This window comes from Bacillus sp. CH140a_4T, from assembly GCF_008923725.1.
In the GTDB taxonomy this organism is placed as follows: domain Bacteria; phylum Bacillota; class Bacilli; order Bacillales; family Bacillaceae_G; genus Bacillus_A.
Map to the genome: position 1 here is coordinate 197,077 of NZ_WBPF01000021.1, position 12,746 is coordinate 209,822.

12 protein-coding genes and 1 pseudogene are annotated in these 12,746 nt (G+C 31.3%); 4 read left to right on the top strand and 9 right to left on the bottom strand.

The features are described 5' to 3' along the window. The coding region (locus tag F8162_RS29500; protein WP_413226581.1) for an exosporium leader peptide-containing protein at positions 1-62 on the bottom strand (62 nt) is incomplete at its 3' end. A gap of 779 nt (positions 63-841) precedes the next feature. Further along, positions 842-1,456, bottom strand: coding sequence for a helix-turn-helix domain-containing protein (locus F8162_RS22800; protein ID WP_151630367.1), 615 nt, complete (start codon positions 1,454-1,456; stop codon positions 842-844). A 59-nt stretch (positions 1,457-1,515) separates the two neighbouring features. Here F8162_RS22800 and F8162_RS22805 point away from each other — a divergent pair, with 59 nt between their 5' ends. Beyond that, positions 1,516-2,100, top strand: a complete 585-nt coding sequence (locus tag F8162_RS22805; protein WP_151630366.1) for a LysE family transporter — start codon at positions 1,516-1,518, stop codon at positions 2,098-2,100. 231 nt (positions 2,101-2,331) lie between these two features. Here F8162_RS22805 and F8162_RS22810 read toward each other — a convergent pair whose 3' ends face one another. Beyond that, the gene (locus F8162_RS22810) at positions 2,332-3,069 is read right to left on the bottom strand and encodes an N-acetylmuramoyl-L-alanine amidase (protein ID WP_151630365.1); all 738 of its coding nucleotides are present in this window, start codon (positions 3,067-3,069) and stop codon (positions 2,332-2,334) included. A gap of 263 nt (positions 3,070-3,332) precedes the next feature. On the opposite strand from F8162_RS22810, the pseudogene F8162_RS22815 reads away from it, so the two are divergent. Further along, positions 3,333-3,591: pseudogene (locus tag F8162_RS22815) on the top strand (hypothetical protein). A 108-nt stretch (positions 3,592-3,699) separates the two neighbouring features. On the opposite strand, the gene F8162_RS22820 reads toward F8162_RS22815, so the two are convergent. The 4 genes from F8162_RS22820 to F8162_RS22835 form a co-directional block, all read right to left on the bottom strand. After that, positions 3,700-5,499: an ABC transporter ATP-binding protein gene (locus F8162_RS22820; RefSeq protein WP_151630364.1), complete on the bottom strand. Its 1,800-nt coding sequence runs from the start codon at positions 5,497-5,499 to the stop codon at positions 3,700-3,702. Next, the gene (locus tag F8162_RS22825; RefSeq protein ID WP_151630363.1) at positions 5,492-7,246 is read right to left on the bottom strand and encodes an ABC transporter ATP-binding protein; all 1,755 of its coding nucleotides are present in this window, start codon (positions 7,244-7,246) and stop codon (positions 5,492-5,494) included. The genes F8162_RS22820 and F8162_RS22825 overlap by 8 nt, the downstream gene beginning before the upstream one ends. 343 nt (positions 7,247-7,589) lie before the next feature. Next, positions 7,590-8,474, bottom strand: a complete 885-nt coding sequence (locus F8162_RS22830; protein ID WP_151630362.1) for a GNAT family N-acetyltransferase — start codon at positions 8,472-8,474, stop codon at positions 7,590-7,592. A 260-nt stretch (positions 8,475-8,734) separates the two neighbouring features. Continuing rightward, positions 8,735-9,421, bottom strand: a complete 687-nt coding sequence (locus F8162_RS22835; protein WP_151630361.1) for an MOSC domain-containing protein — start codon at positions 9,419-9,421, stop codon at positions 8,735-8,737. 158 nt (positions 9,422-9,579) lie between these two features. Here F8162_RS22835 and F8162_RS22840 point away from each other — a divergent pair, with 158 nt between their 5' ends. Next, positions 9,580-10,482: a LysR family transcriptional regulator gene (locus tag F8162_RS22840; RefSeq protein ID WP_151630360.1), complete on the top strand. Its 903-nt coding sequence runs from the start codon at positions 9,580-9,582 to the stop codon at positions 10,480-10,482. A gap of 99 nt (positions 10,483-10,581) precedes the next feature. Here the strand turns inward: F8162_RS22840 and F8162_RS22845 are convergent, their stop codons facing one another. Both F8162_RS22845 and F8162_RS22850 read right to left on the bottom strand, forming a co-directional pair. Further along, positions 10,582-10,845, bottom strand: coding sequence for a hypothetical protein (locus tag F8162_RS22845; RefSeq protein WP_151630359.1), 264 nt, complete (start codon positions 10,843-10,845; stop codon positions 10,582-10,584). A 66-nt stretch (positions 10,846-10,911) separates the two neighbouring features. Continuing rightward, positions 10,912-12,018: a C45 family autoproteolytic acyltransferase/hydolase gene (locus tag F8162_RS22850; RefSeq protein ID WP_151630358.1), complete on the bottom strand. Its 1,107-nt coding sequence runs from the start codon at positions 12,016-12,018 to the stop codon at positions 10,912-10,914. A 283-nt stretch (positions 12,019-12,301) separates the two neighbouring features. On the opposite strand from F8162_RS22850, the gene F8162_RS22855 reads away from it, so the two are divergent. Continuing rightward, positions 12,302-12,733, top strand: a complete 432-nt coding sequence (locus F8162_RS22855) for a hypothetical protein (RefSeq protein WP_151630357.1) — start codon at positions 12,302-12,304, stop codon at positions 12,731-12,733. Positions 12,734-12,746 lie beyond the last annotated feature (13 nt).

Consider the following 12,746-nt stretch of genomic DNA (forward strand, 5'->3'; position numbering starts at 1 on the left):
GTTGGAATATAAATTGGCGGAAGAACTGGAAAAGTAGGTCCAATATTTTCAGATCTTATCATACCTTTATTCAACGATAATTTGTCATTGCGGTTCAATTTAATACCTCATTCCACATATTTTTTATTCATTCAAATCATTATAAATCTATTTATTAAAAAATAACTTATCAGCTATTTTCTTTTTCATTCCAAATAATAATTCTATTAAACATTTTACCGTTATTATAACTACTACAAAAACCTTCATTTCCCAGCTCTACTTTTTATTCCACAATATCAACTTCAAATTAATATAATAATTCCACTTCACCAAATGTCTCTCTAACAATTATACGAATCGTTTAAAAAATGATTCATTTTTTTATAAGACACCATCTTAAATACTTAAGAAAAAAAGCGAAAGTTTAATCAGTAGGAGTTTTGTCCATCCCCATTTATTATTAGTTAAACCAATCGAGCATTTACGTGAAGCTCGATTCCCACCTAACTTCTTTGCTGCACCTGAATTTTAATGTAGGAATTTTACTGCTCGTTAATACGATATAATAAATACATTACACTATATTCATAGTAGAAATTATCTATACTAAATTTTCCGTATAAACATTATCAATTTACACTTCTCACTGCCAATGTTACATTGAATAAGAAGACAGTTTATCAAATGCGGACCATCTCAATACGTATTCGATAAACACACTCCAATCCTATACGCGAGAGCAATACTATGTTGACACTCAAACGAGTGTCTTTTTTTTATGAATTTCAAAAAATAAAACCATCTTTTATAGATGGTTTATCAACGCACTTTTCTTTATATTCTTGATGCAATAACAAGTTTATACAGCTGGATAATAAATAGTCATACTTAACCGAGTTAACGTTCTTCCGGAATTATAATAAGAGTGCGGCCTATCCGCCTTAAAGCAAATTGCATCCCCGCTATTTAAATTATATTGGCAATCATTTATTTCAATTGTCAATTCCCCTTCAAATACCGTTATAAATTCTTTACTCCCTTCTTTATGGCCTTCCGAAATTAATTTTCCTTCTGTTTCAATTTCAACCGTATAGATTTCAAAGTTCCTATCATCTTGAAAAGGAAAAGAAGGATACACTTTATATCTCCCATTGTCTTCTGATAATACTTGAACATCATTTCGTAAAACAACTTTCGTATCCGGTTGTGAATTATTAATTAAAGAAGTAAATGATACTTTCAAACCATTCGCAATTTTCCAAATCGTCGTTAATGTTGGGCTTGACTCTCCTCTTTCAATTTGTCCAATCATCGTTTTACTCACACCTGTTAATTGAGAGACCTTTTCTAAACTCATTTTCTCTTTTTCACGTATTGTTTTTAAATTTTTTGCTAAAATAAGTTGAATTTCCTCCATAAGAAACACTCCTAAACTATATACAATATAACGACCATTATGTATAATAAAAAGCACACGTTATATTGTTCTTTTCGGTCATTATAACACACACTAAATAATTAGGGGGTTTTGAAATGCCTATATTTTCTTTTTTATTATTTGTTTTTATAAGTAGTTTCACACCTGGGCCTAACAATTTTTTAGCTATGACATACGCCAACCAACATGGTTTAAAAAGGAGTATGCAATTTTGCTTTGGAGTAGCTTTCGGTTTTTTCATTCTCACTTCCTTATGTAGTTTCTTTAATGTTGTACTAATTAATATCCTACCCATAATCGAATTCCCTTTAAAAATATTAGGTGTAGCTTATATGCTATATTTAGCTTTTAAAATACTCACTAGTAAAACTAGTACAGATCCCAATGAACAATATAATAAAAATTTATTTACAGTGGGGATCTTTCTTCAGTTTGTTAACCCTAAAGGAATACTTTTCGGACTTACTGTAGTATCAACTTTTATTCTTCCTTACTATAATTCATATTCAAGTTTTCTACTTTTCTCATTATTTCTAGGTGTAGTTGGTTTAATGAGTACATTTAGTTGGAGCTTATTTGGTTCCATGTTTCAAAAACTTTTATTAAAACATACTCAATTATTTAACATCATTATGGCTGTTTTATTAGTTTTTAGTGCTATTTCAATTGTAATCAATTAAATTCAACTTCTAAATTTCTTTTCTCTTTAAAAGTATATTTTGTAAATACACTTAAAATTTCCGATGCATCTCCCACTTACATGTATTACTTATTAATTTTTAAAGCGGGAGTCTCCTACATCTAATCTTATTTTTACGAGATAAAATAATAAAAAGAGGATTACCGATAATAAGTAATCCTCTTTTTATAGCCTATTGTTTTTTATATTCTGTTCTATTAAATTAGAACCTTTACTTAACTTCATACCACCAGCCTTTACGATCGAGATAGTCCGTCATTCCTTTAAGTTGCGCATCTGAAGTTGGTTCAGAGATAAAATATGTTAGACCATCAGATTGTAAGATGAAATTAGCTGTCATTTTTAAGGACGTTAAAGCTCCCATTACATCAGGCGTTTCATACGGTGAAAACGCTCCTGATTGAATGATATTCTGTTTAGATGGCGGAGTTGTCCCACCAGATTGCCCCGTTAATGCATACACAATGGAATTAGCAATCTTATCTGGATTCCATTTTGCCATATCTGTTTCATTATCGATAAATCCAAGTTCAATTAAAATTGCAGGTGCTTTCGTATTCGCTAACACATATAGATCTTTTCGTTCCTTAGCACCACGATTTGACCAGCCAATATCTTTTGAAAGTTGTGCTGCTATTTTTGCTGATAAAGCTTGTTGGTCATAGTACAGAACTTCAACACCATTAGCTTTCGTATCATATGAGTTTAAGTGAAACGAAACTACTAAGTCTACATCGTGCGAATTTGTTTTTAAAACAATATTATTTAAATTTTGTGCTTGTGTTGTCCCTACTTCATCAGTATCATCATAAACTGTATGCCCTAATGCTCTTAATTTAGCAACAACTGCATCCTTAACTTGGCGATCCATAATGTGTTCTTTCCGATTTCCATAATTCGCACCCTGTACAATACTGTTGTGACCTCCATGCAAACTATACCTAGCCATTATTCAACATCCCCTTTTTTATTACTATATTCAAAGCTCGTCTTATTGTCCGGTCAAATATCCAGTACAGCTCTAGCAAATAATAAATAGGGCACTAATCTATTTTTTTAACCTATCATTTCTAAATTAACTATCTTCTAAAAAACGAATTCCAACATAAATACCACAACTAATGTTTTAAGTTGTGGTATCATTTTTTGCATAATATTCATTTTGAAATCTATTTATTATAATATATATTTCTGTTTTTTAGGAGGGGTTTAATGGCTGATAAGTATAAATTTTTGATTCTCATTGTTACAGCATTTTTTTCTTTCTTTTCCTTAATAAAAGATTTCCGTAACACTTCAAAAAGTTTCTTTTTTGGGAAGCTTTGCAATCCTAACCAGCTTTATATTATTAACTCACACTTTAGAGTTAACTCCAATACTTCTCTATTCAGCCCAGATTGCTCTTGAGATTATTACAATACCACGTAAATTATTCCTTCCATCTGTCACTGAAGTTGCTAGTTTTCGCTAACAATTCATGTATCTAAAACATTCCAATCCTATATTTCTAATTATCTTTACAAATATAAAAAATGCGGCTTCTCCTTCCTAGAGAAACCGCATCACATCAATGTTTTTATTAAATTTTAAACTGACTCGTATACAGGTCAAAATAAAATCCTCTATCTTCCATAAGAGATTCATGATTTCCTTTTTCTAAAATACTTCCATCTTTTATAACAAGGATTTGATCTGCTTTTTCAATCGTTTTCAATCGATGAGCGATTACGAAACTTGTTCGATTTCTCATCAAATTGTTTAATCCTTCTTGAATTTGCAATTCTGTTCTCGTATCAATATTTGAAGTTGCTTCGTCGAGAATTAATATATCTGCATCTGCTAAAATTGCTCGTGCAATCGCAAGAAGTTGTTTTTGTCCTTGACTTAAATTCGATCCTTCTGAAGCAATTTTTGTTTCATATTGATTCGGTAAATGCTTAATAAAAGAATGTGCAGATGCTGCCTTAGCTGCATTGATTATTTCTTCATCACTTGCATCTAATCGACCGTAACGAATATTATCCATAATCGTCCCAGCAAATAAATACGTATCTTGTAAAACTACCCCTATTTTACTTCGCAACGAATTAATATCATAATCTTTTATATTTTTTCCATCGATATGAATTTGGCCTTGTTGTATATCGTAAAAACGCGTTAGCAAATTAATAATTGTTGTTTTGCCCGATCCAGTTGGACCAACTAAAGCAATTGTCTCCCCTGGCTGTGCCTTAAGACTCACTTCTTTTAAAATCGTTTTATTTTCCTCATAACCAAATGAAACATTCTCAAGTGCAACATGCCCTTGTAAATTTTGTACAATGCATGATGCATCTTTTTTATTTTGAATTTCTGGTACTTCATCCATAATTTCAAAGACACGTTCTCCACCAGCAACTGCCGCTTGAATCGTATTCATTAAAGTTGCGAATTGACTGAGTGGTCTTGAGAATTGGCGAGAATAATTAATAAAAGCCGCAATGACACCTACTGTTGTCATTCCATTTAAAACCATAACTGAACCAGTCCCAATTACAAGCCCCATACCTAAGTTATTTATAAAGTTCATACTTGGAAAAATAAAAGCTGAAAATGTATCCGCCTTCGTAGCTGAAATTCTTAGTTGTTCATTAATTTTATTGAAATTTTGTACGGTTTCTTTTTCTTTCCCGTATAACGTTGTAACATCCGCTCCTGTTATAGCTTCCTCAATAAAACCATTTAATTCTCCTAAATCTTTTTGACGCTTTGCAAAGTTTTTACCGCTATAAGCAACTAGTTTTTTTGTAACGAAAAACATAATAGGTACTGTAATTAAAGTAACAATCGCTAAAATCCAATCTAATGCGAACATCGCAATCGTTACACCTATAAAGGTTAATGCTGATGAAATAATTTGTACAACACTTTGCGTCAACGCTTGATTCAAATTATCTATATCATTTGTAACACGGCTCATTAAATCCCCTTGAGAACGTACATCAAAGAACCGTAAAGAAAGCGTTTGGATTTTCTCAAAAATATCTTGTCGTATTTTTTGTATTGTTTTTAATGCAACATTAATCATAACAAATGTTTGCAACCATGTTAATACTACCGTTACACCGTAAATCGCAATAAGTAACAAACACATTCTCGCCGTACCACTTAAATCTTTCGGCACAATATATTGATCGATAATTACTCCCATTAAATAAGGACCTAATAACCCAAGTAACGTCGTAACAAATACTAAAAATATGACGAACGTAAGAGAAGCCTTTTGATACCCCATATAGTTCCATACTCGCAATACAGTTCCTTTAGTATTTCTAGATTCACCCATTTTAGGCGCGTTACGCCCACCTTTATTAGCAAATTGCCCTTGAAAATCACGCATGTTCTTTCCCACCTTCTTTATATAAGTTACCACCTTGGGAAAGATAAATTTCTTGATATACCTCACATTGTTCTAACAATTCTTCATGTGTACCATCACCAACTAATTCACCGTTATCTAAAACGAGAATTTTATCAGCATCTATTATAGATGAGATTTTAGAGGCAATTAATAATGTTGTTGTTCCTTTATATTCTGTTCTTAATGCCGATTGAATGTTAGATTCTGATTTCGCATCAACTGCTGATGTAGAATCATCTAATATAAGAATGGATGGCTTTCTTACAAGCGCCCTTGCAATGGATACCCGTTGTTTTTGTCCACCTGATAAATTTGTCGCACCTTGTGTTAAATGATATTGATAAGAATCTTCCAGCTTGCTGATAAACTCAGTCGCACAAGCTGATGAAGCCGCTACTTCCAGTTCATCACTTGTTGCATCTTCTTTACCATAACGTAGGTTCTCTTCTATACTACCCGAAAACAACAATGCCTTTTGAGGTACAAAACCTATTGAAGCACGAAGTTTTTGTAAATCATATGCCTTAACATTTATTCCATCAATGCATATTTCACCTTGATCAACATCGTATAAACGCGGTAACAGTTTTGCTAGAGTAGATTTACCACTTCCTGTAGAACCGATAATCCCAACTTTTTCACCTTTACTTATACTAAATGAAATATCTTTTAAAACATATTCATTATTTTTCGTGTAACTATAACTAACATTTTTAAAGTCAATCTGTCCCTCAATTTGCTTAGGTACAAATGCATTTGTTTGGCTCATTATATCAACTTCAGTATTTAAAACTTGTTGTACACGATCCGCAGACGGAAATGCTCGTGCGATTTGCATAAATACCATACTTATAGACATAAGTGACATTAAAATAATATTCAAATAGTTTATAAACGCTAATATAGCTCCTACTTGAAGAGATCCATTAAATACTTTTTCTCCACCAATCCACAATGTTGCGACAATACCTCCGTTCACAACTAACATAATGATTGGCATCATTAAGGAAATAAGCTGTACCGCTCGAATATTTATCTTCGTTAAATTTGTATTAACATTTCCAAACTGATTAATTTCATATTTTTGTCTTACATACGCTTTTATAACACGTACACCAGATAAATTTTCTTGTAACTTTGTATTCACTTTATCTAATGCTTCTTGCACTTTTTTGAACGTCCCGCTTGCTCTACTTGCAATGAATATAATCGCAAGTAATAAAATTGGAACGACTACGAGCAATATAGGAAATAACTCGCGCGCTGTTACAAAAACAATTATTATACTTCCTATAAATAACAAAGGACCACGAACAAGAACACGTAATGTCATCGTCATCGCCGATTGAATAGAAGTAATATCATTTGTCACAATCGTTAATAATTTCCCAGTTCCAAATGAATCACGGTTTTCACTAGAAAATGTTTCTATTTTCGCAAATACATCTTTTCGTATGTCTGTAGCGAAATTAACAGCTGCTTTTGTAGAATACATCATACACCCAAGTCCTCCAACTAAACCGAGTGCTGCTGCTCCTATCATAAGAAGCCCCATTTTTATTACATAATCCATATCCCGATTTGCTATCCCAACATCAATAATATGTTGCATAATAGTCGGCTGAATTAAGTCCATCGCAACCTCAAGTACCATAAATAGCGGTCCAATAATAGCGAAGAACATGTATGGTTTTAAATACTGTAATAATTTGCGAAATGATTTCATACATAATCTCCTTTTTCCTATAAAATTACCATTTAATAATTCATACCCTCCTTACTTAAGCCATATAATTTTTGATTTTTTCATTACTTCTATTATATTATGCAAATTAATATTTAACATTATTAAATGATAAGCATTAATGACTTTCCGGTCAATAAATGTGCTTTATATTACGCAAATAGAAAAACCGTATTCTCAAATAGAAAGAATACGGTTTTTATCTATATTTGTTAGATTGCAAAATTCAATCTCAAATTCATTTTTTCAAGTGGGCTTCATATGTATAAACCTATTTTAATAGTATTTATACATGTATCCCCCTCAAAAATATCTATATAAACATTTAAAATTCCGTTAACACTGGGAATTTAAATCCTTTAAAATCTAACTCTTTATTACTTCGAACCATTAAATACTTACTTGATTGTACTTCTGTAAATTGTACATCCTCAATCCCTAATTGATCTGGAGAGAAGTAAAATTCGATTTCTGTAAACCTTTCAGAAATTTCCCCGCAAATTTCATCTAAAACTGGAAGTACTGGCGCAAACACTCCAAATAATTTCAACTTCTCATTATTTACTTCATACACAATTAGAGCATCTAGTTTCTCTGAATAATACAGTTTCTCATTCCATTTCGCATCATACATATTTAAATAAAATGAAGATTGGAAGTTAGATGTTGAAAATTTATTTGAAAGCCTTTGGCTACTATCGATAGTTTCTTGTATTAACTGCCTATTCTCTTCGTTATAATAATCTAATTTTCTAAGTAAGGAATCATTATTATTCTTTTTATCATATGGAATAGTCATCAAATACTCCTGCACAACTTTAAACCCAAATGATGCATATAGTTCAGGTATTTCCGTAAACAATAAAATACATTCACATTTCTTATCGATTTCTTCTAGCATTTTACTCATTAATTGTGTCATGAGTCCTTGTCTACGAAAATTAGGGTGTGTCATGACCGATTGAATTCCCGCTGCATTTATTCTTTCACCATTTACTAACAATGGTAGCGAAAATGCCGCAACATTTGCTATTGCTTTATCGTCATGTAAAAATGATAAAGCTTTGTATGTATCATCCCAATAACCTCTCTCTGAAAAATCATTCAATGTTTGAATTGTAATCTCAAACACTTCTTCAAATAAAGGAAATAACTGCTCTCTTTCCGGTTCTTCTAAAAGAAGTTTTTCAAAATTTTCAACATTCCCCATGTTGTCCCTCCATACGTTAATTCCATCAAATTAGATATAGTTGTAGAACCTGCTCTTAAAGTAATAGGTCTTACCAATCAATATACTATCATAAAATATAAAAAAAAAGTCTAATTTATTTTATGTTTCGACTATTCGAAAATAAGTCGAATAAAATAATATTAGGATTTTTGAATATTAATGAGTTGATTATTTAAAAATAGTGCTTTCTAAGTCGTTTTTACTAATAGAAATGCACCATTTATAAATAATATATTTTATTATTCCTTATCTTCTAATCTCTCCTTTGTACTAATTTTTTCTCCTCTCATTCGCTTTTCAAATGTATTTCTCCAACTAGTAGAAAGTGCATGTACTTCTAAGATCCTTTTTAACCCTTCCATATTTTGTTTTTCCTTATGCATGATACGGTTAGCAAATGCTACTGTAACATCTTTCGGATCAGATTTTAGTAACTTTAACGTATCAACAGGTGATACCCACCCTTCTTTTAATACGCGAAAATAAAATCCTGTATATCCTGTTTCTTGAAAATATAGTGGTAACTTTGGAATATTGTATTTCTTAGCTAATTTAAAACAAGGTTGTCTTGGCTGTGTTATTTGTACAATTGCTTCTCCAATTTGAAATATATCACCAATACAAACATCCTCTTCACACATAGCACTAATTGTTATATTTTCTCCGAATGCTCCATATACAAGATCTTGACTCAACTCTTTTTCCCAGTATCTATAATGTTCTCCCGAATACACACAAACTGCTTTATCTACTCCGCCATGATGAACTAAGTCCGCTTGCCCATCTCCATTAAATTTTAAAAATGATAAAAACACCGGTTCCCTTACTTGCTTCTTATTTATACCTGTATGAATTACCTTTCCGCCGTATGTAACCTCTTTTGGTAACCCAATATTTAAAGATAATAATTTATATTCATTAACCAATCTACTTCCTCCTTTAAAGGTGTTACATGAATTTTCTCACTCGATTTATTTTCACAACTATCTCTGTTATATAAAGATGATTATAAAACCCGAAAATTCATTGTTCAATCCAATTATTTATATAATAATGATAGGTATAACCTATCATTAAACTTGAGGTGATCCCAATCGAATTACGACAACTTGAATATTTTTTAGCTGTTTCAAAAGAATTGCATTTCACAAAAGCAGCTGAAAAATTAAATATTTCACAGCCTTCACTAAGTCAGCAAATACGTGCATTAGAACATGAAGTAGGAATGCCGCTTTTCGATCGCATTGGTAAAAAAATATCTTTAACTGACGCAGGAAGGATTTTATTATTACATAGTAAAACCATTTTTCATGAAGTTGAACAAGCTCGTTCCGCTATTCAAGACTTAAACGGATTACAGCAAGGTTCCTTAACAATAGGATCATTGTTAACCGTCGTAAATTATTTACTACCACCAGCTATTTTAAATTTCAATCATTTATATCCCAATATAGAGCTTTCTGTATTAGGACTTCGTACAGGCGATATTCGTGAAAAACTATTACAAAACGAACTAGATATTGGTATTATATTTCTTCCTGTACAAGATAAAGAGATTATTTCTATCCCTCTATACGAAAGTGAACTTACATTAGTCGTACCAAATGGTCATCGATTAGGTGAACGTGATCATGTAGCAATTGCTGAATTACAAAACTACCCTTTAATTCTTTTACCTAAAAATTTCTTTTTAACCGAACTAATTACATCTCATTGTCAAAAATTTAACTTTAAACCAAAACCAATTTTAGAAATTAGTACGATGGAATCTTTAATCCAAATGGTTTCAATGGGGATGGGAATTACAGTGTTACCAAAACCGTATATAGACTTTTTACAAAATAATAACATTCAAGCTATTAAAATAGAAAATCCTACTCCAACAATTGAAATAGGACTTATTTACAGAAAAGATAAATATATGTGTGCTGCAACTCGAGAATTTATTGAGCAACTAAAAAGAACGGTGCGTTCTTTACAAAGTTAAACGAGCAAAAGAGATTATCCTATGAAACCGTTTTACAACGACTTAGTAGAATAATCTCTTTTTAAAACAAAAAACATAATATGAAAATTCACATAAATTTCAATGTACCTTTTTAGATATTGGAATATATTTCGTAAAATATGCTCCCACGAGCAATAAAACGATTGAAATGAACCAAATATAAATACCGCCAAAGTTAAACCAATATGCAAGCAAATGTAAGATTGCTAGTGTAAAAAAACAAATGGAAGTTAATGCACTCTTCAATCCTTTTACCCCTGCTTTTTTTCTTTTTTCATAAGTAATATACATTGAAACGACAACTAATAGGATAAAAACAATTGGTAACACAACTTTAAACAATGGTAATCCCCCCCATATTTACACCTTGTTATTACCATCTTATCTTATTCAATCTTTTGGAATCAATTAATAACGCTCTTCTCTCCAAAAATCAGCATACTTTTTATTTTTAAAGTTCACATTCACCTCAGAAAACGGAAGACTTTCTCCAACTTTCAATGAGTACCAGGCGTTTAATAGTGGAGAGCCGAAACAAATATTCATTGTACGATTATGTAAATCAAATAAGACAGAATGCAAAGTTCCAAACCATTCTTCATAATTATGTACTGTCAGCCCAGTAGGATACTCTTTTTCTACTAATCCTTTTAAAGATTCCAGACTCACTTGTTCATTTCGATTTAAATGATCATACAATGTGTGATATCTGTTTGTAGATTGTTCTAATCTTCTATTATTCAATTTTTGAATAGGTAAACTGATCGCATGGTTTGTTGATACGATAAAATCTTGGTTTTCCTCATCGATTGTGGTTATGGATTTATACCCATCAAATATTTCAATTCTTGCTGCGTCTAAAGGATCCGCTACAATTAGATTAATATTGCTTGCAATTGGCATTTCAACTATAAGTGATTTCGCCTCCTGCACATTTTTACATTTCTCCAACAATACTCGAATTACCGTAAAACATTGTAAACCACTTAACACTGGCTTTCGTAAACCTGCAATATTTCCTACTGGTTGACCACATGCTGAAAATGTAACAGCTAACCCATGCTCATTAACACCTTCAGTTCGACCAAAATAAAAAGTAGAAAATCCACTATGGGCATACGTGCCTTCAGCATGTGTCGAGCAAAAACGCATATCATCTATTTCTGGTGACAAATCATAATTTCTTAATATATATGTGTGCTGTGAATCTGTCTTTTTAGGCAATACCACACCATGACTACATCCTGCTTTTAATAATGTTTGATAATAATACATCATATGTTTAGAAGGAATTTTCAACACTTCACAAAAACCTTCAATTTCTTCATTAATTCCAGGACAATATTGATTTAATATATTTCTACATTCTGACCAATAGTTATCTGATACTAAATGTTCTTGTTGTATAAACTGTGGAATAAGATACGGATGATTTTTCACAAACTCCCCTTGTTGCTTTCCAATATCATAATGACTTCCTTTTAATGATGAAAAATACCCCTTTACTTCATACATCACTTTTCCCCCTCGCATTGATTATATCCATATCATACCAAATGAATTTTATTCATTCTTGATGTTTTTTACTCTCCCCCTTAATACCATCCCATTTAAAATTCTCTTCTAATAATTATTTGATAGAAAACTAGACACTTGTTAATATTACCGTAATAGCTTTATTTCAAAATAAAGTAGTTTAATATTAAATGAGCAAAATTCTATATTGAATCCATTTATAAGTAATCAACTAATTATTGTGATAATAACTTATTTTACGGTACAAAAGGAGAACATTTTTATGAGTAATTGCAAACCAATTGATGAATTAACGATTGAGGATTTGAAACAAAACCCAATATGGGAATGGACAATCGATGAAGAAGAAAACGAAGAGTATGATGAAACATGGGTGAAACCAGGGACAACAACTAACTTTACAGAAGAGTTAAACGGTTCAATAGTACTAGGCGAATTACTCTTACATAATGATGAAAAATTCCCTATGATGTGCGAAATTGATATAGAAAATGAAGAGGTATTAATTAGATCTGTTGTTTACTATAACGAAACAGATGATGAGTATGTTGCTATAGAAGATGTAGTAAAAAAGCTCGAACTACCTGTAACAATTCATATAAATCTTACTATTAATAAAGAACATAAAACATTAATATTTTCCGCGAATAAAGTAGATATTTATAAAAACTCTATAAAAACTAATTTATATTAAATTCTCACAAAAA